The 20,906-nt window shown below is 70.2% G+C and carries 21 protein-coding genes and 1 pseudogene; 11 read left to right on the top strand and 11 right to left on the bottom strand.

From position 1 onward, the window contains the following. Nucleotides 1-4 precede the first annotated feature (4 nt). Nucleotides 5-142 (bottom strand): DUF397 domain-containing protein, encoded by a 138-nt coding sequence (locus tag ACFVFH_RS20780; RefSeq protein ID WP_383770638.1) that lies wholly within the window; start codon nucleotides 140-142, stop codon nucleotides 5-7. Between the two features lie 670 nt (nucleotides 143-812). Between ACFVFH_RS20780 and ACFVFH_RS20775 the strand changes: the two genes are divergently transcribed. The 3 genes from ACFVFH_RS20775 to ACFVFH_RS20765 are packed head-to-tail and all read left to right on the top strand — an operon-like array spanning nucleotide 813 to nucleotide 1,736. Then, complete coding sequence (locus ACFVFH_RS20775; RefSeq protein ID WP_383770635.1) at nucleotides 813-1,079, top strand: hypothetical protein; 267 nt, start codon at nucleotides 813-815, stop codon at nucleotides 1,077-1,079. Then, on the top strand, nucleotides 1,027-1,551 hold the full coding sequence (locus ACFVFH_RS20770; protein ID WP_383770632.1) for a DUF6879 family protein: 525 nt from the start codon (nucleotides 1,027-1,029) through the stop codon (nucleotides 1,549-1,551). The genes ACFVFH_RS20775 and ACFVFH_RS20770 overlap by 53 nt, the downstream gene beginning before the upstream one ends. Then, nucleotides 1,527-1,736 (top strand): helix-turn-helix domain-containing protein, encoded by a 210-nt coding sequence (locus ACFVFH_RS20765; RefSeq protein ID WP_383770629.1) that lies wholly within the window; start codon nucleotides 1,527-1,529, stop codon nucleotides 1,734-1,736. The genes ACFVFH_RS20770 and ACFVFH_RS20765 overlap by 25 nt, the downstream gene beginning before the upstream one ends. 234 nt (nucleotides 1,737-1,970) lie before the next feature. Here ACFVFH_RS20765 and ACFVFH_RS20760 read toward each other — a convergent pair whose 3' ends face one another. Continuing rightward, a complete protein-coding gene (locus ACFVFH_RS20760; RefSeq protein WP_383770626.1) occupies nucleotides 1,971-2,954 on the bottom strand; it encodes a GNAT family N-acetyltransferase in 984 nt (327 codons plus the stop codon). 42 nt (nucleotides 2,955-2,996) lie between these two features. Next, nucleotides 2,997-4,114 (bottom strand): annotated as a pseudogene (locus ACFVFH_RS20755) (IS256 family transposase). On the opposite strand from ACFVFH_RS20755, the gene ACFVFH_RS20750 reads away from it, so the two are divergent. Together ACFVFH_RS20750 and ACFVFH_RS20745 are read left to right on the top strand one after the other, a co-directional pair. Beyond that, the gene (locus ACFVFH_RS20750) at nucleotides 4,113-4,358 is read left to right on the top strand and encodes a hypothetical protein (protein ID WP_383770624.1); all 246 of its coding nucleotides are present in this window, start codon (nucleotides 4,113-4,115) and stop codon (nucleotides 4,356-4,358) included. The pseudogene ACFVFH_RS20755 and the gene ACFVFH_RS20750 overlap by 2 nt on opposite strands. Further along, complete coding sequence (locus ACFVFH_RS20745; protein ID WP_383770621.1) at nucleotides 4,346-4,471, top strand: hypothetical protein; 126 nt, start codon at nucleotides 4,346-4,348, stop codon at nucleotides 4,469-4,471. The genes ACFVFH_RS20750 and ACFVFH_RS20745 overlap by 13 nt, the downstream gene beginning before the upstream one ends. A 198-nt stretch (nucleotides 4,472-4,669) precedes the next feature. Here the strand turns inward: ACFVFH_RS20745 and ACFVFH_RS20740 are convergent, their stop codons facing one another. After that, entirely contained in the window at nucleotides 4,670-5,827 is a 1,158-nt protein-coding gene (locus tag ACFVFH_RS20740) for an acyl-CoA dehydrogenase (RefSeq protein WP_383770783.1), read from the bottom strand. A 221-nt stretch (nucleotides 5,828-6,048) separates the two neighbouring features. On the opposite strand from ACFVFH_RS20740, the gene ACFVFH_RS20735 reads away from it, so the two are divergent. After that, nucleotides 6,049-7,392: a UDP-glucose dehydrogenase family protein gene (locus ACFVFH_RS20735; protein ID WP_383770618.1), complete on the top strand. Its 1,344-nt coding sequence runs from the start codon at nucleotides 6,049-6,051 to the stop codon at nucleotides 7,390-7,392. A 312-nt stretch (nucleotides 7,393-7,704) separates the two neighbouring features. Here the strand turns inward: ACFVFH_RS20735 and ACFVFH_RS20730 are convergent, their stop codons facing one another. Next, entirely contained in the window at nucleotides 7,705-8,220 is a 516-nt protein-coding gene (locus ACFVFH_RS20730; protein WP_383770615.1) for a CGNR zinc finger domain-containing protein, read from the bottom strand. A 332-nt stretch (nucleotides 8,221-8,552) separates the two neighbouring features. Between ACFVFH_RS20730 and ACFVFH_RS20725 the strand changes: the two genes are divergently transcribed. Continuing rightward, the gene (locus ACFVFH_RS20725) at nucleotides 8,553-8,915 is read left to right on the top strand and encodes a VOC family protein (protein ID WP_383770613.1); all 363 of its coding nucleotides are present in this window, start codon (nucleotides 8,553-8,555) and stop codon (nucleotides 8,913-8,915) included. A gap of 58 nt (nucleotides 8,916-8,973) precedes the next feature. On the opposite strand, the gene ACFVFH_RS20720 is transcribed toward ACFVFH_RS20725, so the two are convergent. Genes ACFVFH_RS20720 through ACFVFH_RS20710 form a run of 3 tightly spaced genes read right to left on the bottom strand, consistent with a single transcriptional unit; the run spans nucleotide 8,974 to nucleotide 11,849 of the window. Further along, a complete protein-coding gene (locus ACFVFH_RS20720) occupies nucleotides 8,974-10,167 on the bottom strand; it encodes a dipeptidase (protein ID WP_383770611.1) in 1,194 nt (397 codons plus the stop codon). 6 nt (nucleotides 10,168-10,173) lie between these two features. Then, nucleotides 10,174-10,713: a 5-(carboxyamino)imidazole ribonucleotide mutase gene (gene purE / locus ACFVFH_RS20715; RefSeq protein WP_383770609.1), complete on the bottom strand. Its 540-nt coding sequence runs from the start codon at nucleotides 10,711-10,713 to the stop codon at nucleotides 10,174-10,176. After that, a complete protein-coding gene (locus ACFVFH_RS20710; RefSeq protein ID WP_383770607.1) occupies nucleotides 10,710-11,849 on the bottom strand; it encodes a 5-(carboxyamino)imidazole ribonucleotide synthase in 1,140 nt (379 codons plus the stop codon). The genes purE and ACFVFH_RS20710 overlap by 4 nt, the downstream gene beginning before the upstream one ends. Nucleotides 11,850-12,023: 174 nt before the next feature. Here ACFVFH_RS20710 and ACFVFH_RS20705 point away from each other — a divergent pair, with 174 nt between their 5' ends. After that, nucleotides 12,024-12,581, top strand: a complete 558-nt coding sequence (locus ACFVFH_RS20705) for a GtrA family protein (RefSeq protein WP_383770604.1) — start codon at nucleotides 12,024-12,026, stop codon at nucleotides 12,579-12,581. Between the two features lie 480 nt (nucleotides 12,582-13,061). Here ACFVFH_RS20705 and ACFVFH_RS20700 read toward each other — a convergent pair whose 3' ends face one another. Both ACFVFH_RS20700 and ACFVFH_RS20695 read right to left on the bottom strand, forming a co-directional pair. Next, complete coding sequence (locus ACFVFH_RS20700) at nucleotides 13,062-14,327, bottom strand: ATP-binding protein (RefSeq protein WP_383770601.1); 1,266 nt, start codon at nucleotides 14,325-14,327, stop codon at nucleotides 13,062-13,064. Nucleotides 14,328-14,342: 15 nt separating this feature from the next. Next, complete coding sequence (locus ACFVFH_RS20695; protein WP_072488330.1) at nucleotides 14,343-15,020, bottom strand: response regulator transcription factor; 678 nt, start codon at nucleotides 15,018-15,020, stop codon at nucleotides 14,343-14,345. 490 nt (nucleotides 15,021-15,510) lie between these two features. On the opposite strand from ACFVFH_RS20695, the gene ACFVFH_RS20690 reads away from it, so the two are divergent. From ACFVFH_RS20690 to ACFVFH_RS20680, 3 genes are all read left to right on the top strand, one after another. After that, nucleotides 15,511-17,010: a peptide MFS transporter gene (locus ACFVFH_RS20690; RefSeq protein WP_383770598.1), complete on the top strand. Its 1,500-nt coding sequence runs from the start codon at nucleotides 15,511-15,513 to the stop codon at nucleotides 17,008-17,010. Between the two features lie 135 nt (nucleotides 17,011-17,145). After that, nucleotides 17,146-17,820, top strand: a complete 675-nt coding sequence (locus ACFVFH_RS20685; protein WP_383770596.1) for an ArsR/SmtB family transcription factor — start codon at nucleotides 17,146-17,148, stop codon at nucleotides 17,818-17,820. A 263-nt stretch (nucleotides 17,821-18,083) separates the two neighbouring features. After that, nucleotides 18,084-19,448, top strand: coding sequence for an MFS transporter (locus ACFVFH_RS20680; RefSeq protein WP_383770780.1), 1,365 nt, complete (start codon nucleotides 18,084-18,086; stop codon nucleotides 19,446-19,448). Between the two features lie 117 nt (nucleotides 19,449-19,565). On the opposite strand, the gene ACFVFH_RS20675 is transcribed toward ACFVFH_RS20680, so the two are convergent. Next, the gene (locus tag ACFVFH_RS20675; protein ID WP_383770777.1) at nucleotides 19,566-20,903 is read right to left on the bottom strand and encodes a hypothetical protein; all 1,338 of its coding nucleotides are present in this window, start codon (nucleotides 20,901-20,903) and stop codon (nucleotides 19,566-19,568) included. Nucleotides 20,904-20,906 lie beyond the last annotated feature (3 nt).

The following is a 20,906-nucleotide window of genomic DNA, read 5'->3' as shown; positions in this document are numbered from 1 at the left end:
GGGATCAGCGCTCGGCGGCGTAGGAGACGAAACCGGTCCAGGCGGCGGAGGTGAAGGCGAGACGGGCGCCCTGCGTGTTCTTGGAGTCGCGTACATGCACCGAGCCTGGGGCCGCCGCGATGCGCCGCCTGGTGTCGTTCACCTTCTTGCCCGTGTCACAGCCCCGGCCGGCCGCACCGGCCGTCTCGGCGGCCCGTGGCGACTGGGAGTCGGTGATCGCCGCGCTCGGCTCGGCATGCAGGGCCCCTGGCGGCGCGGCCGGATGCGGCGATCGCCGCCCAGCGTTTCTGCCGCATCCAGGTAGGCGAGCACGAAGTCCTCAAGAACTTCCCAGCGCTGCGACTCCAGGGCAGACAGACACGACCGTGTCGTCTCCAGGACTTCCCAGAACCAATCAGGAACTTCCCCGGCATGGCGCCGGGGCCCCAAGGGGTGCCACCGTGTCCGCAATGGGGGCCGAGCCGCGTTTCCGTACGGCCTGCTGCGACAGGCATCCGGAGGCGCGGGCGTACGGCCGGTCCCGCTACGGCAGGTTCTGACCATCACGATGCGCTGGATCTGGTCCGCGCCCTCGTAGATCTGGGTGCTTCACAGGTCATACGGCGCTGACCTGCACGGACACCCCTCTTAGCGGAGCCCTCCCCAGCATTTCCCCGTGATCGTCAGGAGTCTGACCAGGTCGGCGCCGTACTGACGGCAGCCTCCCCGACCAGTCGGAGGAGCGGCAGGCTCCGGGGAGGTTATGCGGTTTCCCGTTCCGTCAACCGTGATCGCTTGACCCGCGCGCCCTGGCCTCGGGAGCATCAACCCAGATGCGGGGTACTGGCAGCACGGGAGAGGGGAACCCGACCACGAAGGTCACCAAGCTGGTCAGCACGTGCGACATCAAGGACTGCCCGACGATCTACGCGACGGATCGTGGCACGCTCTTGGTTCAGGGGGAGACTCCGATCGACCACGGTCTTCAGATTCCCGCTCACGAAACCCTGGTCGAGATCCCGATGGAACTGATCGAAAAGGCCATCCGTGACAACCTCGTCCAGGACCCTCGGCGACCTCTTCGACAGGTTCCAGCGTGAGGCGTTCCGACTCGAAACCCTTGACGACTACAGCAAGTCGGGGAACGTCGATGCCTATCACGCGTTCCTGGCCGGGGAGCCGCAGCCGGACGACTACAACGCGGGCTGGGTCGAAGAACTCCGCTCTCACACCGGAAAAGGAAAACGCGTCTACCGGGTTCACATTCTGCGCCGCCCACTCACGGACTATCTCAGGTTCGAACTCGGGTGGGGGTACCAGAAGAACATGTCCGGGGGTGAGGAGTTCTTCATTCTCGACATCACCGATAGGCCGAGCATCCTGGAGGACGTGCCCGATTTCTGGCTCTTCGACTCCGAGTCCGTGGCCGTCATGAACTACGACGGCACCGGAAAGTACCTGGGTTCGGAAGTCCTGCCACCGGAACACGCGCCGGAATTCGTCGGGCACCGTGACCTGGTGCTGGCGCACGCGGAGCCGTTCACCGAATGGTGGGCCAAGCACGGGACGTGAACAGGGCACAGCTTGGGGCCGCGCTGCGGGCCCTGCGAGTGGCATCCGGCAAGGAAGCCAAAGCAGTGGCCCGCAGCGCCCTCATGTCTCCGTCCAAGCTATCCAAGATCGAATTGGAGTCTGCGAGCGGTTCCGGACGTGTCGGTTCGGGCGCGGGCTCCGGTGCTGTGAGGATCGGACGGTAGGCGTCGAGACGGACGGCCTTGGTTCCGTTGCTTTCCTTTACGGTCCGCTGGGCCGGCGCTGACTCCTCGTGCTGGGAAGTGTTCCCACGAAGTGTGAAGACTGTGGCTGGTCGGCCGGTCTTGCCCGACCGCTCGACCGTCACGGCGATTTCCGGCAGTGCCTTTACCTCAGCAACGCTGGCGCGAGCTATTGTCAAATCCTGTGGATGACCGGACAGCCCGATGGCCGGTCGATCAAGCAAGCGGCTTGCGGTAGCGGACGTATTCGTTCTGCCGCCGGAACCCCACGCTCTCGTAGAGGTCGTAGGACCGGTGTGGATTTGCCGTGCCCGTGAACAGCCGGGCGATCGTTGCACCCTGTTCGCGAAGGCTTTGCAGCCCGTCCAGCAGCAGGGCCCGGCCGATTCCGAGGCGTCGCTGATCCGTCCGGACACTCAGCTCTTCCACCTCGCCCACGGTGTGGTCGTGACGGCGGATGGAGCAGAGGGCGACGCCGACCATGTCCTGCCCGTTCCAGGCAGCCCTCCAGCATGCCGGGTCGGCGGTGTCGACGAAGTCCTGGAACGGCCATCTCTGAGTGAAGCCGCTGTCCTCGTACGAATCGACGACCGTCCTCCAGGCTGCACGGTAGTGGCTTGTCCCGATCGGCCCCGTCCGTATCCCGGCCGGCAGTTCGTCGCCCGGCTCGGGCATCTGCTGCAGATCGCCCAGCTCCAGCTCGACCAGACTGAAGACACGTCGGTAGCCGGCCGCGCGCAGAAGTGCCGTGGCATCCTGCTCGGAGGTCATGGCGTTCGCGCCGATCACTGCCGTCCGCGCCGTTCCATGCTGTTCGACGAGCCGGCGGATCCGCTCTTCGGCCCAGCTCAGCATCTCTGAACCGATGCCCTGGCCGCGATGCTCGGGCAAGAGGTAGCCGCGGTGCAGGTACAGCCACGTATCGTCCCGCTCCTGCCACCACCGGATCGTCGAGTAGCCGACGACGCTCCCATCGCACATCACCAGGATCTGGTTCTTGGACGGCTCCTCCGACTTGGCAGAAGCTTCCGCGATCTCGGCTGCTGTCGGGAGCCCTTCCACAACCGACTGGGCATCGACCCGGTCCCGTTCAGCACACCCGCGCCGCACCGCAGCCATGGCGCCGTGGTCTTCGTCGCCGCGATACGGCCGGAACCCGAAGCCGACCGGAAGGTCCTGTCCTGCCGTGCCATCCAACATGACCGGATGATCTCGAACTTCGAGGCAGGCCCGCCACCCTATTCACGCCGCGGTCGTCTGCGGCCGTTCAACGAGCTGGCCGCGTTCGAAACAGGCCCCGGCGCGGACGAGGGCAACGAGGAGGGGTGCATTCACGGCTCGCCAGCGGGCCTGGGCGGCCTCGACGAGCTTGAAGACCATCGCCAGGGCGGCGGCCCGGGATCCGGCACCCTTGGTGACCTCGGTCCGCAGACGGACGGTCGCGAAGGTCGACTCGACGGGGTTGGTTGTCCGCAGGTGGATCCAGTGCTCGGCGGGGAAGTCGTAGAACGCCAACAGTTCGTCCTCGTCATCGACGATCTTCTTGACGGCCTTGGGGAACTTCGCGCTGTACTGCTTGGCGAACGTCTTGACCGCGGCGGCCGCGTGCTCGCGGTCCTCGGCGTTGTAGATGTCCTGGATGGCCTCCTTCGCCGCGGGTTGAGCTGACTTCGGGAGGCTGTCGAGGCAGTTGGCCGTTTTGTGAACCCAGCACCTTTGGTGGCGGGTTTCGGGGAAGACTTCGTTCAGCGCGTTCCAGAAGCCGAGGGCGCCGTCGCCGACGGCGAGGACGGGAGCGTGCATGCCGCGCCTCTGACAGTCCCGCAGCAGGCCGGCCCAGGACTCCGCCGATTCGCGGTAGCCGTCGGTCATCGCGATCAGCTCCTTGGTTCCGTCCGCGCGCACGCCCATGACGACCAGGACCGCTGCCTTCGTCTCCTCCAGCCGGATGCGCAGGTGGATACCGTCGGCCCAGACGTAGACGTAGTCCGTGGCCGACAGGTCGCGCTCGCTGAACGCCTGATGGTCGGCCTGCCACTGAGTGGTCAGCCGGGTGACGGTGGCCGGGGCAGGATCGCAGAGGAGAACCGTTTGCGCTCGCCGGTTGCCTCGTTGATGCGCTTGTCGTTGATGCGTGGAGCCTTCACCTCGATCACCCCGGCCGCGGTGGTGACCTTCCGGGGCTGGTGGTAGCCGTTGCGGACCACCAGGCGGCGCCCGTTCTCGTCGCGCTGGTCGGCCAACTCGGCTATGTAGGAGTTGACTTCAGCCTTCAGGGCGGCGGCCGGCATCCGCCTCGCGCCCTCACGGACGATGCCGTGGCTCATGGCCGGGTGCGGCCTGCGGCTGGGTGAGGCCATGGCGGTATCCCGCGATCAGATCGACTTCAAGCCCGAGACGCTTCGCGTCGACTTCCAGATCGCGGAGGACGGAGACACCGAGTCCGGGAAGAACAGCGCGATCCAACGCCGGCACATCAAGGCTCGTGACGAGGGCGAGCCAGGGCGTACCGTCCCCCTCCCGCCGAACGTCGCCTCCGAGCTTCGGCGGCACATCAAGAACCACGGCGCATGGGGGCCGGAACAGCTTCTATGGACGTACTGAGGGAGCACTGCCACTACATATTCGAAGGGGCCGAGCAGCGTGGGCGGGCCGCCATCGCAACGATGCTGACGCCCGGCGCCGACGACTCCACGGAGACGTCAGGGGTCGCGTGATCCACTTACGACAACAGCCCCCGGCGTTACGCCAGGGGCTGAATTGTTTGTGCAGGTCAGTGGCCGTTTCCGGCCTGGCATCTGCCCAGGATTCCCCAGCATGACGCCCAGGATCGGTCCTGATCAGGCCGCAGCAGGCAGAAAGCCAAGGACGCCTCTGCGGAGCCTCAAAACAGCCCCTGACCTGCAAAAACCCGGCTAGGGAAGGTTCCTCGCCATCACGATGCGCTGGACCTGGTTCGTGCCCTCGTAGATCTGGGTGATCTTCGCGTCGCGCATCATCCGTTCCACCGGGTAGTCACGCGTGTAGCCGTAGCCGCCGAGAAGCTGGACCGCGTCCGTGGTGATCTCCATCGCCACGTCGGAGGCGAAGCACTTGGCCGCGGCGCCGAAGAAGGTGAGGTCGCCGTCGAGGCGTTCGGACTTGGCGGCGGCCGAGTAGGTGAGCTGGCGGGCCGCCTCCAGCTTCATGGCCATGTCGGCGAGCATGAACTGGATGCCCTGGAAGTCGGCGATCGGCTTGCCGAACTGCTTGCGCTCCTGGACGTAGCCCTTGGCGTAGTCGAGGGCGCCCTGGGCGATGCCGAGGGCCTGGGCCGCGATGGTGATGCGGGTGTGGTCCAGGGTCTTCATCGCGGTGGCGAAGCCGGTGCCCTCCTCGCCGATCATGCGGTCGGCGGGGATGCGGACGTTGTCGAAGTAGACCTCGCGGGTCGGCGAGCCCTTGATACCGAGCTTCTTCTCCGGGGCGCCGAAGGAGACGCCCTCGTCCGACTTCTCGACGACGAAGGCCGAGATGCCCTTGGAGCGCTTGGTCGGGTCGGTGACGGCCATGACCGTGTAGTACTCGGAGACGCCCGCGTTGGTGATCCAGCGCTTCACGCCGTTGAGGACCCAGAAGTCGCCGTCTCGGACGGCCTTGGTCTTCATGCCCGCCGCGTCGGAACCGGCGTCGGGCTCGGAGAGGCAGTACGAGAACATGCCGTCGCCCTTGGCCAGCGGGCCCAGGTACTTCTTCTTCAGGGCCTCGGAGCCGGAGAGGACCACCGGGAGGGAGCCGAGCTTGTTCACGGCCGGGATGAGGGAGGAGGAGGCGCAGACACGGGCCACCTCCTCGATCACGATGACCGTGGCGAGGGCGTCGGCGCCCGCACCGCCGTACTCCTCCGGGACGTGCACCGCGTGCAGGTCCGCGGCGGTCAGGGCGTCCAGCGCCTCCTGCGGGAAGCGCGCCTCCTCATCGACCGCAGCCGCGTGCGGGGCGATCTTCGCCTCCGCGAGCGCACGCACCGTCTCCCGAAGCATCTCGTGTTCTTCGGCCGGACGGTAAAGGTCGAAATCGGTCGAACCCGCCAAGACGCTCACTCCCCAAGAAGCTAACTACCGTTAAGTAACCCAATTTTAGGGCTCCGCGCCCGCAATGGCCTATGCAATGCCCGCGTGAGCTTCGCGACAGGGGTGGAAAGGAAGGAAACGGAAGGGGTGCGAAGGGGTCCGGGCGGGGGGAAAAGCTGGGCTTCAGACGCACGACTATGCTCGTTCACCGCACGTCTGTCCGCATCTCCCAGGAGCACTTCATGGCCCTCAGGATCACTGTGATCGGCACCGGCTACCTCGGCGCCACCCACGCCGCGGCCATGGCGGAACTGGGCTTCGAAGTGCTCGGCCTCGATGTCGTGCCCGAGAAGGTCGAGATGCTGAGCACCGGCCGGGTCCCGATGTACGAGCCGGGGCTGGAGGAGCTGCTGCGCAAGCACGTCGAGGGGATCGAGGGGTCCACGGGGCGGCTGCGGTTCACCACCTCCCCCGAGGAGGTGGCGGCCTTCGGCGATGTGCACTTCGTCTGCGTGAACACTCCGCAGAAGCACGGCGAGTACGCCTGCGACATGAGCTACGTGGACACCGCGTTCGAATCGCTGGCACCGCATCTGACCCGGCCGGCCCTGGTCGTCGGGAAGTCGACCGTGCCGGTGGGCTCGGCGGCCCGGCTCGCGGCGCGGCTGGCGGAGCTGGCGCCGGTGGGCGCCGACGCGGAGCTGGCCTGGAACCCGGAGTTCCTGCGCGAGGGCTTCGCCGTCGACGACACCCTGCACCCCGACCGGATCGTCGTCGGGGTGGCGAGCGAGCGGGCCGAGAAGCTGCTGCGCGAGGTGTACGCGGTGCCGCTCGCCGAGGGGTCCCCGTTCGTCGTGACGGACTTCCCGACCGCCGAACTGGTGAAGACCGCGGCCAATTCCTTCCTGGCCACGAAGATCTCGTTCATCAACGCCATGGCGGAGGTCTGCGAAGCCGCCGACGGCGACGTGAAGAAGCTGGCCGAGGCGATCGGGCACGACGAGCGGATCGGCTCGAAGTTCCTGCGGGCCGGGATCGGCTTCGGCGGCGGCTGTCTGCCGAAGGACATCCGGGCCTTCATGGCACGCGCCGGTGAGCTGGGCGCGGACCAGGCGCTGACCTTCCTCCGCGAGGTCGACTCGATCAACATGCGGCGCCGGGGCCACATGGTGGAGCTGGCCCGGGAGGCCGTGGGCGGCGACTCGTTCCTCGGCAAGCGGGTGGCGGTGCTGGGCGCGACGTTCAAGCCGGACTCGGACGACGTACGGGACTCGCCCGCGCTGAACGTGGCCGGGCAGATCCACCTCCAGGGCGGCCAGGTCACGGTCTTCGACCCGAAGGGCATGGACAACGCGCGGCGGCTCTTCCCGACCCTCGGGTACGCGGACACGGCGCTGGACGCGGTGCGCGGTGCCGATGTGGTGCTGCATCTGACGGAGTGGCGCGAGTTCCGTGAGCTGGACCCGGCGGCACTCGGCGAGGCCGCGTCCCGCCGGATCATCCTCGACGGCCGCAACGCGCTCGACAGCGAGCTGTGGCGCGCGGCCGGCTGGACGTACCGGGCGATGGGCCGTCCGACCGCCTGAGCCGGGAAAACGAGGCGGCCCTTGCCGGGAGGGCGGCTGGCCTCTTCTCCCGTCCGACCGCCTGAGCCGGGAAAACGAGGCGGCCCTTGCCCGGAGGGCGGCAGCCTCTTCTTCCGTCCGACCGCCTGAGCCGGGAAAACGAGCCGGCCCTTGCCCGGAGGGCGGCAGCCTCTTCTCCCGTCCGACCACCTGAGCCGGGAGAACGAGACCGCCCTTGCCCCGGAGGGCGGCTTTCCGGTCGGCCCTCCGCCCGGCTTTCCGGTCGGCCCTCCGCCCGGCTTTCCGGTCGGCCCTCCGCCCGGAGGGACCGCCTCAGGCGCGCTTCGCGCGGTATGTGCGCATCTTGGCGCGGGCGCCGCACACCGCCATGGAGCACCAGCGGCGCCGCCCCGCCGGGCTGCGGTCGTAATAGGCCCAGCGGCAATCCTCCGCCTCGCACGCCTTGAGCCGGGCCCAGGTGCCCTCGGCGGCCGCGGTGGCGATGGCCGCCGCCACGCGCGCGGTGAGCCCGGCCGGTTCGGTGGCGGGGCGCAGGGCGGCGGCGCCCGCCGCGTCCACGGTGACGCGCAGGGCCGCCCCGGCGAGCAGCCGGTCGAGCGGGACCGCGGCGCCGTCCGGCGGGCGGTGACCGGCGTGGGCGAGACAGGCGGTACGGAGCGCCTCGCGCAGGGCGCGCGCGTCCGCGACCTCGGGCTCGGTGAGGCCGAAGGCGGCGCGGCCGTCCGCCGTATCGAGGGTGTCCGCGCCCGTCTCGACGTCCAGCGTGTTGACCAGGGCCTCGATCAGGGCGAGTTCCCCGGGCGCGGACTCCTTCCCGCTTTCACTCATGGTGCTCACTCATGTCGTTCTGCTCATGTCGTTCCACTTACGTCGTTCTGCTCATGTCGGCGACCTCGGATCGGCCGCATCGGGTGGCGGTCTCGGGCCGGTGACTACGAGTCGGTGACTCCCGGCCGGTGGCTCCGGCGGGCTTCTTCAGGCGGCTGGCTCGGGTGGCCGCTCGGGTGGCCGCTTCGGACGCGTCGTTGCGGGCAGTCCGCTTCAGATGGGCGATTTCATGGTTGCGACGTTACTTCCTTTGCGGCAGCATGCAGTAACGGTTACCGGTTGAAGCCTTGTACCAGTAACCCGTTGCATCCGTCTGCCCGAGAGGACTTGTCATGGCTGTCGCCACCCTGGGATCGATCGTTCTGGACTGCCCCGACCCGGCCGCGCTCGCCGGTTTCTACGCGGGGCTGCTCGGCGGGGAGATCGCGCCCGGCGGGGAGGACTGGGTGGAGCTGACGGGGTCCGGGGGCGCGATCATCGCGTTCCAGGCCGCCCCCGGTTTCGTACCGCCGCGGTGGCCGCGTGCGGATGCCTCGCAGCAGTTCCATCTGGATCTGACCGTGGCGGATCTGGACGCGGCGGAGAAGGAGGCGCTGGCGCTGGGCGCCACCGTGCTGGAGGCGGACGACCGGGAGCGGAGCTTCCGGGTCTACGCGGACCCGGCGGGTCACCCGTTCTGTCTCTGCGCGGCGTAGTGAACGACGTGTGGGGCGCCCCCTCCTCGCGGAAGGGGCGCCCCACACGTGTCACGGCTCAGACGGCCGGGCCGTCCAGCTGTTCGATCGTGGCGTGCGACGGGGCGCGGCGGGTGCGCAGCTCGCGCGCCACGTCCTCGGCGTCGCGCAGCACGCGTACGGCGTTGCGCCAGGTGAGCTTGGCCAGATCGGTGGCGGACCAGCCGCGGCCGAGCAGCTCCGCGATCAGGTTGGGATAGCCGGAGACGTCCTGGAGGCCCGCCGGGAGGAAGGCGGTTCCGTCGTAGTCGCCGCCGATGCCGATGTGGTCGACGCCGGCGACCTCGCGCATGTGGTCGAGGTGGTCGGCGATGGTCGCCACGGTTGCCATCGGGCGCGGGTAGGCCGCCTCGAAGTCGGCGTGGACCCTCATGGCCTGCGCGGTGGTGTCCAGGTGGTGCATCCCGTGCGCGCGCAGGTTCTCGTCCGCGGCCCGGGTCCAGGCGACGGCCTCCGGCAGGACGAACTTCGGCACGAAGGTCGCCATGGCGACGCCGCCGTTGGCCGGGAGCCGGCCGAGGACGTCGTCCGGGATGTTGCGCGGGTGGTCGCAGATCGCCCGCGACGACGAGTGCGAGAAGATCACCGGCGCCGTGGAGGTGTCGAGCGCGTCGCGCATCGTGGTGGCCGCCACGTGGGAGAGGTCGACCAGCATGCCGGTGCGGTTCATCTCCCGTACGACCTCGTGGCCGAACGGCGAGAGACCGCCGACCCCCGGCCTGTCGGTCGCCGAGTCCGCCCACGCGATGTTGTCGTTGTGCGTGAGCGTCATGTAGCGGACGCCCAGGGTGTGCAGGGCGCGCAGGGTGCCCAGCGAGTTGTTGATGGAGTGGCCGCCCTCGGCGCCCATCAGGGAGGCGATCCGGCCCTCGGCGCGGGCCGCCTCCATGTCGTCGGCGGTCCGGGCGCGCCGCAGGTCGGCGGGGTGGCGGCCGATCAGCTCGGCGACCACGTCGATCTGCTCCAGCGTCGCGCTGACGGCCTCGTCGCCCGCCATGTCGGTCCGTACGTAGACGGACCAGAACTGGGCGCCGACGCCACCCGCGCGCAGCCGGGGGATGTCGGTGTGCAGATGGGCGGACTGGTCGGTGGCGATGTCACGGGCGTCGAGGTCGTAGCCGACCTGTTCGCGCAGCGCCCACGGCAGGTCGTTGTGACCGTCGACGACGGGGTACGCGGCGAGGAGTTCCCTCGCCCGCTCCAGCTGCTGCACGGCCGCCTACTTCCCGAAGCCGAAGGAGTCGGCGCCCTGGACCTTGCTGCGCAGACGCTTGCCCTTCTCCGTCGCCTGGTCGTTCAGCTCCTGCTGGAAGTCCCGCATCCGGGCCAGCAGCTCGCCGTCGTGGGCGGCGAGGATGCGGGCGGCGAGCAGGCCCGCGTTGCGCGCGCCGCCGACCGAGACGGTCGCGACCGGCACACCGGCGGGCATCTGCACGATGGAGAGCAGGCTGTCCATGCCGTCGAGGTACTTCAGCGGGACCGGTACGCCGATGACCGGCAGCGGGGTGACGGAGGCGAGCATGCCGGGCAGGTGGGCCGCGCCGCCCGCGCCCGCGATGATCGCCTTGAGACCGCGGTCCGCCGCGTGCTCGCCGTACGCGATCATCTCGCGCGGCATGCGGTGGGCGGAGACGACATCGATCTCGTAGGGGATCTCGAACTCGTCGAGGGCCTTGGCCGCCGCTTCCATGACGGGCCAGTCGGAGTCCGAACCCATGACGATGCCGACGAGCGGCGCGGCGGTGCCGGGAGAGGTCATTCGGTGATCGTTCCTCGCAGGTAGTCGGCCGCGTGCCGGGCGCGCTCCCGCACGTCCGCCAGGTCGTCGCCGTAGGTGTTGACGTGTCCGACCTTGCGGCCGGGCTTCACGTCCTTGCCGTACATGTGGATCTTGAGCTGCGGGTCGCGGGCCATGCAGTGCAGGTACGCCTGGTACATGTCCGGGAAGTCGCCGCCGAGGACGTTGCACATGACCGTCCAGTCGGCGCGCGGGCGCGGGTCGCCGAGCGGGAGGTCGAGCACGGCGCGGACGTGGTTGGCGAACTGCGAGGTGATCGCGCCGTCCTGGGTCCAGTGGCCGGAGTTGTGCGGGCGCATCGCCAGTTCGTTGACCAGGATGCGTCCGTCCCGGGTCTCGAAGAGTTCGACCGCGAGGTGGCCGACGACACCGAGCTCGGAGGCGATGCGGAGGGCCAGCTGCTGGGCCTCGCCGGCGAGCCGCTCGTCCAGCTCGGGGGCCGGGGCGATCACCGTGTCGCAGACCCCGTCGACCTGGATCGACTCGACGACCGGGTAGGCGACGGCCTGGCCGTGCGGCGAGCGGACGATGTTGGCCGCCAGCTCCCGTACGAAGTCGACCTTCTCCTCGGCCAGGACGGCGACGCCGGCCCGGAAGGGCTCCGCCGCGTCCGCCTCGGAGCGGACCACCCAGACGCCCTTGCCGTCGTAGCCGCCGCGGACCGTCTTGAGGATGACGGGGAAGCCCCCGGTCTCCTCGGCGAAGGCGGCCGCGTCGGCCGGGTCCTTCACGATGCGGTGGCGGGGGCAGGGCGCGCCGATCTCGGTGAGCTTCGCGCGCATCACCCCCTTGTCCTGGGCGTGCACCAGCGCGTCGGGGCCGGGGCGCACGGGGATGCCGTCCGCCTCCAGGGCCCGCAGGTGCTCGGTCGGTACGTGCTCGTGATCGAAGGTGATCACGTCGCAGCCGCGCGCGAAGGCACGCAGCGTGTCCAGGTCGCGATAGTCGCCGACGACGACTTCGCTCACCACCTGGGCCGCCGAGTCCTGGGGGGTGTCGCTGAGGAGCTTGAACTTGATGCCGAGGGGGATGCCCGCCTCGTGGGTCATACGGGCGAGCTGACCGCCACCGACCATGCCGACTACCGGGAACGTCACTCCTCCAGGGTATCCGCCGCTCCGGGAAGCTCCCGACGCCCTCCGGACCGCCCCGGCCGGGGGCGGCCGTGTCACGGCATCGCCACACTCCTCGGCGCATCCGGGAGCGGCGCGGGGACGGGCTGGTTAGCATGACCGGGTTGATGTATCCGACAGACAGGCTGAGCGATCACTATGAGCGAACGGGGCGCACTGCGGGCGCGGCTGGAGCTGCTGGCCCGGGAAGTCGCCAAGTTCGGCGTGGTCGGCGCGGTCGGCCTGGTGGTCAACATCGTGGTGTCCAACCTGCTCTGGCGCTACACCGACATCCCGACGGTGCGGGCCGGTCTGCTGGCCACCGTCGTCGCCATCCTCGGCAACTACATCGGCTTCCGCTACTGGACCTACCGGGACCGCGACAAGAGCGGCCGGACCCGCGAGCTGACGCTGTTCCTGCTGTTCAGCGCGGTGGGCGCGGTCATCGAGACGGGTGTGCTGTACACGGCGACGTACGGCTTCGGCTGGAACAGCCCGGTCCAGAGCAATGTCTTCAAGATCCTCGGGATCGGCATCGCGACCCTGTTCCGCTTCTGGTCCTACCGGACCTGGGTGTTCAAGGCGCTCCCCATCGAAAGCGCCGTCCCCTCGGACGGGGCCGCACCGGACGGGGCCGCCCCCGGCGCCGGGGGGTTCCTGAAGCAGGGACGTACGGAGCCGGTGCCGCGGGTCGAGGCGGATTCCGTACGGCGGTAGCGCGGCGCGCGGCGGCGGTAGCGCGGTAGCGGTAGCGCGGCGCGTACGGCTTGCGGTAGCGGGGCACGTACGGCGGGGGCCGCAGCGGGGCGCGTACGGCTGCGGTAGCGGGGTATGGCGGCGGTGACTTCCGTGCGGCGGGCTGCGGACGGGCGCCGGGGTGGTGAACCGCGCACGGCGGCCACGGACGCGCGCCGGGGTGCTGGGGCGCTGAGGGCCGCTGGGGGTCGCTGGGGGCGCGAAACACATACGGCGGTGGTAAACCGTGCACGCCCGTGACCGTCATCGGGCGCCGTGGCCGACCGCGTACGCCCGCGGTCGGCTTCGTACACCCGGCGCGGCTCGTACGCCCGCGGCTGGCCTCGTACACCCGTGGCCGATCGCGTACGCCCGTGCCCGACCCCGTACACCCGCGCCCGACCTCGTACACCCGCGCCCGACCTCGCACGCCCGCAGCCGACCCCGTACGCCCGGCGCGGCTCAGCGCACCGGGCGTTCCGGTTCCTGCCTCTTCAGGGCCACTCGGCTGAGGAACAGGGCGAAGACCGCCGGCTGCTGCTGGAGCAGTTCGAGGCGTCCGCCGTCCGCCTCCGCGAGGTCCCTGGCCACCGCGAGGCCGATGCCCGTGGAGTTGCGGCCGCTGATCGTCCGCTCGAAGATCCGGGCGCCCAGGTCGGGCGGGACCCCCGGGCCCTCGTCCGTGACCTCGATGACCGCCTGGTTCCCGGTGACCCGGGTGCGCAGCGCGACCGTGCCGCCGCCGTGCATCAGTGAGTTCTCGATCAGCGCGGCCAGCACCTGGGCGACCGCGCCCGGGGTGCCGACGGCCCGCAGCCCCTGCTTGCCGGAGCGGACGATGGCGCGGCCCGCGCTCCGGTAGGCGGGGCGCCACTCCTCGATCTGCTGCTTGACGACCTCGTCGAGGTCGAAGACGACGGCGGAGCCGGTACGCGGATCACGGGCGTTGGTCAGCAGCCGCTCCACCACGTCGGTGAGCCGCTCGACCTGGGTGAGGGCGATGTTCGCCTCTTCCTTCACCGTGTCCGGGTCGTCGGTGACCGAGATCTCCTCGATCCGCATGGAGAGCGCGGTGAGCGGGGTGCGGAGCTGGTGCGAGGCGTCGGCGGCCAGCCTGCGTTCCGCGGTCAGCATCCGGGCGATCCGCTCGGCGGAGGCGTCCAGCACATCGGCGACCCGGTCCAGCTCCGGCACCCCGTACCGCTTGTGGCGCGGGCGCGGGTCGCCGGAGCCCAGGCGTTCGGCGGTCTCGGCCAGGTCGGTCAGCGGCGAGGTCAGTTTGTTCGCCTGGCGTACGGCCAGGAGCACGGCGGAGACGATGGCCAACAGCGCCACCGCACCGATGATCATCAGGGTGCGGCCGACCTCGCGGGTGACCGCGGAGCTGGACTCCTCGACGGTGACCCGCTCGCCCCGCTCCCCCTGGGCCGTGCTTCTGATCACGCTCCCGGTGGGGCGCTTGCCGACTTCCAGCGGGGCGCGGCCGGGGATCTTGACCAGCGCGTAGCGCTTGCCGGCGATCTGCTGGGCGAGCATCACCGAGGTGATCCGCTCGTCCTCCAGCAACCGGCTCTCGACGACGCCGATCAGCCGCAGCGCCTCGGAGTCGACGCTCTCCTGGGCACTGTTGCTGATGGTGCGGGTCTCGACGATGACGAGGGACACACCGAAGACGGCGATCACCACGAGCACCACGGCGAGGGTGGAGTTGATCAGCCTGCGGCGCACGGGCGCTTCCGCACGTCAGCTCTTCTCGAAGCGGAAGCCGACGCCCCGCACGGTCGCGATGTAGCGGGGGTTGGCGGCGTCGTCGCCCAGCTTCTTGCGGAGCCAGGAGATGTGCATGTCGAGGGTCTTCGTCGACGACCACCAGGTGGTGTCCCAGACCTCGCGCATCAGCTGGTCCCGGGTGACGACCCGGCCGGCGTCGCGGACCAGGACCCGCAGCAGGTCGAACTCCTTGGCGGTGAGCTGGAGTTCCTCCTCGCCCATCCAGGCGCGGTGCGACTCGACGTCGATCCGGACGCCGTGCGTCGCGGGCTGCGGAGCGGGCTCGGTGGCGCCGCGGCGCAGCAGGGCCCGGACGCGGGCGAGCAGTTCGGCGAGGCGGAAGGGCTTGGTGACGTAGTCGTCGGCGCCCGCGTCGAGGCCGACGACGGTGTCCACCTCGTCGGCGCGGGCGGTCAGCACCAGGATCGGCACGGTGTGACCCTCGGCACGGAGCCTGCGGGCCACTTCGAGGCCGTCCATCCCGGGCAGACCCAGGTCGAGCACGACCAGGTCGATTCCGCCCTGGAGGCCGGCGTCGAGCGCGGTCGGACCGTCCTCGCGGACCTCGACCTCGTATCCCTCCCGACGCAGGGCACGGGCCAGCGGCTCCGAGATGGACGCATCGTCCTCGGCGAGCAGTACACGGGTCATGGAGTGATGGTAGTCCGCGCGGAGGGGATGCAGTGAGGTGATCCAAAAGCCCTGCGGGTCTGCGAAATAAACAGGCGAGCACCTTTGAATATGGGAGAACGGTTCCACCAGAACCTGTGATCCATCTCTCAAGTCCATTCATATCCACCTCTGTCGTGTCGTATGGTGGCTCGACGCCTGTTGCACGACTCAAGGACCCTTGGGCAGCTTTTAGCGCCAAGGGTCTCTTTTGTTGGCCGACTGGTACCCGCCAGTCGCGGACACAGTCAATGACCTGCGGCCGGGCCCGGAGCGCGAGGATGCGCACCGGGCGTGGATCCCGATGCGGTCGGCCCCCGTCCCCTTCAGCCTGCTCCTTCGTGAGCCCGGCGGCCGGGACGAATCCCTCTCAGGCGTGAGGGGTGGGGTCCGTCCGTGCCGGTGCCGGCCTCCCCCCACCGGGCGCACCACGCTCACAAGGCGTCGCGTCCCGAGCACACAAGGATCGACCATGGCGTCCAGCCTGACGAAGGACCCGGCCAGTAGCACTGGCACCGAGCGGACCTTCCTCGGCCACCCCCGCGGCCTGACCAATCTGTTCATGACGGAGATGTGGGAGCGCTACAGCTTCTACGGCATGCGGGCCCTCCTCGTCCTCTACCTGACCGCCGATGTGGCGCAGGGCGGACTGGGCATGAAGGTGGCCACGGCCACCGCCATCTACAGCGTGTACAACGCGATGGTGTACCTCCTCGCCCTCCCGGGCGGCTGGATCGCCGACCGCGCCTGGGGCGCCCGCAAGACCGTCGCCATCGGCGGCGCGATCATCATGACCGGCCACTTCCTGCTGGCGCTGCCGCCCGAGTTCTCCTTCTTCATCGGGCTGGCGTTCATCGCCGTCGGCTCCGGGCTGCTGAAGGCCAACATCTCGACGATGGTCGGCCATCTGTACAAGGGCGTGAACGACCCCCGCCGTGACGGTGGCTTCACGATCTTCTACATGGGCATCAACATCGGTGCCTTCGTCGCCCCGCTGACCATCGGCACGATCGGCCAGAAGGTCAACTGGCACCTCGGCTTCGCCATGGCCGGTGTCGGAATGGCGATCGGCCTCGCGTTCTTCCTCCTCGGCACGCGCCACTTCGACGCGCAGAGCGATGTCGTCCCGAGCCCGATGTCCGAGGCCGAGCGCGCCTCGGTCATCAGGAAGGCGCTGATCTGGGCGCTGGTCGCCGTCGTCGCCTACGGCGTGATCGGCCTCTCCGGTCACTTCACGATCAACTGGGCGCTGTGGCCGCTGACCGTCCTCGGCCTGGTCCTGCCCGTGTACTACCTGGCCCGGATCAAGCGGGACAAGGAGCTGGCCCCGGCCGACCGGTCGAAGATGTCCGCGTACATCTGGCTCTTCGTCGCCGCCGCCGTCTTCTGGGGCATCTACGACCAGACCGGCTCGACGCTGACCGTCTTCGCCTCGGACTCCACGTCGTCCTCGCTGCTCGGCTTCAGCTTCCCGGAGAGCTGGTTCCAGTCGCTGAACCCGCTGTACATCATGGCGCTGGCGCCGGTGTTCGCCTGGATCTGGGTGGCGCTCGCCAAGCGCCACAAGGAGCCGACCACCCTGACGAAGTTCTCGTTCGGCCTGGTGCTGATCGGTGCTTCCTTCGGCATCATGATGATCGCCCAGGGCATCGCGACGGACGGCACGCGCGTCTCCCCGATGTGGCTGGTCATGGTCTACCTCATCCAGACCGTCGGTGAGCTGACGCTCTCCCCGGTCGGCCTGTCGGTGACCACCAAGCTGGCCCCGCAGAAGTACGCCTCGCAGATGATGGGCGTCTGGTTCCTGGCCGTGACGGCGGGCGACTCCGTCATAGCCCTGCTCCAGCTGGCCGGCGTCCCGACGACCACGCAGGGCTGGTTCGCCAGCCAGGGCGCGCTGGCCGTCATCGCCGGTGTGGCGATCCTCATGTACCGCAGGAAGATCCAGCCCCTGATGGGCGGCGTGCACTGACGCGCCCCCTCGCCGTACGACGCAGGGCCCCGCACCGCTTCCCGGCGGTGCGGGGCCCTGTGGTTTCCGGGGTTCCACGGAGCGGCCAGATGTGAGAGTTGACTCTCACATTATATGAGAGGACACTCTCACGTCATGGACTCCGAGAACCGGCTGGGCGACATCGAGATCACCGATCCGCAGGCGATGCGGGCGCTGGCACATCCGGTGAGGCTGGCGATCCTCGACCGCCTCCACCGGTACGGACCGGCGACGGCCACCCAGCTCTCGCCCGATGTGGGGGCGACCCCCTCGGTGACCAGCTGGCATTTGCGGCACCTGGCGGGCTTCGGGCTGGTCCGGGACGCCGAGGCCGGGACGGACCGGCGGCAGCGGCGGTGGGAGGCGGCGGGGCGCGGCTTCCGGTTCCGGGCGCCGGAGGACGAGGAGGGCAGGTCGGCCGCGCGGGCGCTGTCCCGGGAGATGTTCGCGCGCTACGGAGAGCTGCCCGACAGGTGGTCGGCCGAGGTCGAACCCGGCCTGGCACCGGAGTGGCAGGGGGCCGCCGGTCTGGCCGACACCCGTGTGGTGGTCTCGGTGGAGGAACTCGCGGCGATCCAGGACGGCATCGAGCGGGTGCTCGCGCCCTACGTGACACGCGGAACCGCCGAGCGCCCGGCCGGCAGCCGCGGCGTCCGGCTGCTGCGTTACGTCCTGCCGGAGCCGGACGAGGACCGGGACGGGGACTGGGCCGAGGAGCAGACCGAGGGCAGGGTCGAGGAGCAGACCGAGGGCCGGACCGGCGCGGACGGGACCGGCGCGGACCGGTGAGCGCCGGGGAGGTGGGCGGGGCTCGGGCACGGGCCCCTGAAGCGGATGGTTCTCAAGTGGGCGGTTCTCCGGCAGGTTGCCCTCAGGCGGGCGGTTCTCCGGCGGGCGGTTCTCCGGCGGGTGGCCCCCAGGGAGACGGTTCTCCGGCGAAGGTCCCTCCGGCGGACGGCCGCCAGGCAGACGGCCCTCCGCCAGGCGGCCCCCAGGCGGAGGTCCCTCCGGCGGACGGCCATCCCGCCGACGGTCCTCCCGTCGGCGGTCCGATATCGCTCCGGAGCAATCGGCGCTTCCGTCGGTTCTGGGCGGGGCAGTCGATCTCGCAGTTCGGCGACCGGATCACCGAACTGGCACTGCCGCTGATCGCCGTGACGGCGCTGAGCGCGTCCGCCAACCAGGTGGCGTGGCTGACCGCACTCGTCTGGGCCCCGAACCTGCTCGCCGTCGTTCTGGGGGCCTGGGTCGATCGCCGGGTCCGCAAGCGACCCCTGCTGGTGTTCGCCGATCTGGTGCGCGGTGCGGTGCTGCTGAGCCTTCCGGTGGCGCATCTGCTCGACGCGGTGAGCCTCGGTCAGCTGTACGCCGTGGCGCTGGTGACCGGCGCCGCGGCGGTGCTCTTCAACACCGCCTATCCGCCCTTCTTCGTACGGCTCGTGCCCCGTTCGTCCTACGTCGAGGCGAACAGCAGGCTCAGCGCCAGCCGTTCGGCTTCGCACGTGATCGGCCCCGCGGCGGGCGGCGCGCTCGTCCAGGCGCTGACCGCGCCTGTCGCCGTGGTCGTCGACGCCCTGTCGTACCTGGCGTCCGCGATCCTGATCGGGCGTATCCCGCTCGACGAGTCGCCCACCGGGGCCGACGGGACGGCGCCGCCCTCCCTGCTGCGGCGCGCCCGTGAGGGGATGGCGTTCGTCTGGCGGCACCCGGTGCTGCGTGCCGCGCTCGCCAGTGCGACCACCGTCAACTTCTTCACCTTCGTCGCGGGCAGCGGGCTGCTGGTGCTGTTCGCCAGCCGCGTCCTGGAACTGTCGGCCGGAGCCATCGGGCTGGCCCTGGGCATCGGCTCGACCGGCGCTCTCCTCGGTGCCGTCCTCGCTCCGTGGGTCTCCCGGCGCATCGGGGTGGGGCGCAGCATCGCCGTGGGGGCCGTGCTGTTCCCGGCGCCCCTCGCGCTCGCGACCCTCGCGGGAGGCCCGCTCTGGGTGCGTGCCGGAGTGCTGGCCGCGGCGGAATTCCTCTCCGGGGTCGGCGTCATGCTCTTCGACGTCAACCTCAACTCCTTGCAGACCAGCGTCATCCCCGACGGCATGCGCAGCCGCGTGGCGGGCGCGTTCAGCAGCGTCAACTACGGCGTACGGCCTCTCGGGGCCGTCGTCGGCGGCCTGATCGCCACCGGGTTCGGTCTGCGGGCGACCCTGCTGGTCGGGGCCGCGGGGGGAACGCTGTCGCTGCTCTGGCTGCTGGCCTCGCCGATACCGCGCCTCCGCTCCCTGACCCCGGACGACGGGGCCCGGCACGACGGGGCCCGGCACGACGGGGCCCAGGACGGTGCGCCCCCGCAGGACATGCCCCTGGGCGACGGGGCGGCTCCCCGCGACGACGCCGGTCCGGAACGGCGCCCGGCGCCCCGCTGACCCGGCGCGGGCCTCCTCCGCGCGCGGACGCGACGTGCCACGCGCGCCGCGCTCCCGCCCACGGCCGAGGGGCGCCGCACCCGTGGTCCGGTGCGACGCCCCCCGTTCGTCGGAGACTCAGCGCGTACCGCGCAGCCTGCGCCACGGGGTGAAGGTGAACACCGCGCCGCCGAGCAGGATCGCGGTGCCCGCGACCAGGCCGAGGGCGCGCAGGGTGCCGTTGTCCTCGGCCCCGGTGGCGGCCAGTCCGCCGCCGGAGGCCGTACCGCCCGCCGTGGAGCCGGCGGCGCCCGTGGAGCCCGTGGTGGCGGAGCCGGAGGCGCCGCCCTGCTGGGCCGTGGTGTCGAGCTCCAGCGAAGGCGTCACGGAGCCCTTGACCTTGCACGGGATGTTGATCTTCGAGGCGCCCAGGGTGACGTCGATCGTCAGGGTGCCGGGACTGAGCGTGGACTTGCCGGAGGCGCCGGGCTTGTAGGTGCCGGTCATGTCCGACAGGTCGACCGGCTTGCCCTGCTCCAGCGGTGCGGCGTTGGCGGGGCCGGTGACCTTCACCGAGCCCTTGTCGGCACCGCCGAGGGTGATGTCCATGGACGGCTTGAGCGCACCGGCCGGGAGTGCGGCCGGGCTGTCCATCACGCCCTTGGCCGTCTTGACCGTCAGGGCGTAACTGCCGCCGCTCTTCTTGGCGTTGATCGTCACCTTGGAGGAGATGTCGGCCGGTCCCGGGGACGTACAGGTGAAGTGGACCGCGACCTCCTTGCCGGGGAAGTCGGTCCGCCCGTCGCCGCCGCCGGTCCCGGAGGTGGTGGAGCCGGAGTCGCCGCCCGTGGCCGCCCCGCCCGCGGTGGTACCCCCTGCGGTGGTGCCGCCTTCGGTGGTGCCGCCCGCGGTCGTGGAGCCGGAGGTGGTGCCGCCCGCGGTCGTCGTACCGCCGGTCGTGGTGGAGCCGCCGCCGTCCGTGACCTTGATGGTCGCGCCCGGCTGGACGGCCTCCTTCGGGGTGCACTTGGTGTCCGTGGAGATGGGCTTGGAGACGTTGATGCTGTACGCGTCCGGCGTGAGCGTGATCTCGCCCGCCTTCTCCAGCTTCAGCGTGCCCTTCATGTCGGACAGCACCATGGCGCTGTTCTTGGGGATCGGCGGATTCTGCCGGGGCCCTTCCATCTGTACGGTGCCCGTGGCGGCGCCGCCCACCTTGAGGGTGCCGGTCGGCTTGACCGTGTCCTTGCCCAGGTCGAGCACGTCGGGGTTCTTGGAGGCGGCCTGGACCGTCTTCCACACCACCTCGACGGTGTCCCCGACCTTCGCCTCGGCGGGCGCGGTCAGCTGCACCTGGGTGGTGCCCTGCACGGCCGGGAGCCCGGAGATGGGCGGCGGGATGCACTCCGTCGCGTACGAGACGTCGGCGGCCTGGGCCGGACTCGCGGCCAGCAGCATGCCCGCGCCGCCGAGCATCAT

It is taken from the genome of Streptomyces sp. NPDC057697, assembly GCF_042799335.1.
GTDB lineage: Bacteria > Actinomycetota > Actinomycetes > Streptomycetales > Streptomycetaceae > Streptomyces.
The sequence above is the reverse complement of the archived record's forward strand: the minus strand, read 5'-3'. Positions and strand labels throughout refer to the sequence as shown.

Coding starts and splice junctions, on each gene's coding strand:
- ACFVFH_RS20705 (WP_383770604.1), top strand. CDS start 12,024: ATGAGCGAACGGGGCGCACTGCGGGCGCGGCTGGAGCTGCTGGCCCGG.
- ACFVFH_RS20775 (WP_383770635.1), top strand. CDS start 813: ATGCGGGGTACTGGCAGCACGGGAGAGGGGAACCCGACCACGAAGGTC.
- purE (WP_383770609.1), bottom strand. CDS start 10,713: ATGACCTCTCCCGGCACCGCCGCGCCGCTCGTCGGCATCGTCATGGGT.
- ACFVFH_RS20675 (WP_383770777.1), bottom strand. CDS start 20,903: ATGCTCGGCGGCGCGGGCATGCTGCTGGCCGCGAGTCCGGCCCAGGCC.
- ACFVFH_RS20730 (WP_383770615.1), bottom strand. CDS start 8,220: ATGAGTGAAAGCGGGAAGGAGTCCGCGCCCGGGGAACTCGCCCTGATC.
- ACFVFH_RS20690 (WP_383770598.1), top strand. CDS start 15,511: ATGGCGTCCAGCCTGACGAAGGACCCGGCCAGTAGCACTGGCACCGAG.
- ACFVFH_RS20745 (WP_383770621.1), top strand. CDS start 4,346: ATGGACGTACTGAGGGAGCACTGCCACTACATATTCGAAGGGGCCGAG.
- ACFVFH_RS20765 (WP_383770629.1), top strand. CDS start 1,527: ATGGTGGGCCAAGCACGGGACGTGAACAGGGCACAGCTTGGGGCCGCG.
- ACFVFH_RS20760 (WP_383770626.1), bottom strand. CDS start 2,954: ATGTTGGATGGCACGGCAGGACAGGACCTTCCGGTCGGCTTCGGGTTC.
- ACFVFH_RS20750 (WP_383770624.1), top strand. CDS start 4,113: ATGGCGGTATCCCGCGATCAGATCGACTTCAAGCCCGAGACGCTTCGC.
- ACFVFH_RS20735 (WP_383770618.1), top strand. CDS start 6,049: ATGGCCCTCAGGATCACTGTGATCGGCACCGGCTACCTCGGCGCCACC.
- ACFVFH_RS20685 (WP_383770596.1), top strand. CDS start 17,146: ATGGACTCCGAGAACCGGCTGGGCGACATCGAGATCACCGATCCGCAG.
- ACFVFH_RS20695 (WP_072488330.1), bottom strand. CDS start 15,020: ATGACCCGTGTACTGCTCGCCGAGGACGATGCGTCCATCTCGGAGCCG.
- ACFVFH_RS20725 (WP_383770613.1), top strand. CDS start 8,553: ATGGCTGTCGCCACCCTGGGATCGATCGTTCTGGACTGCCCCGACCCG.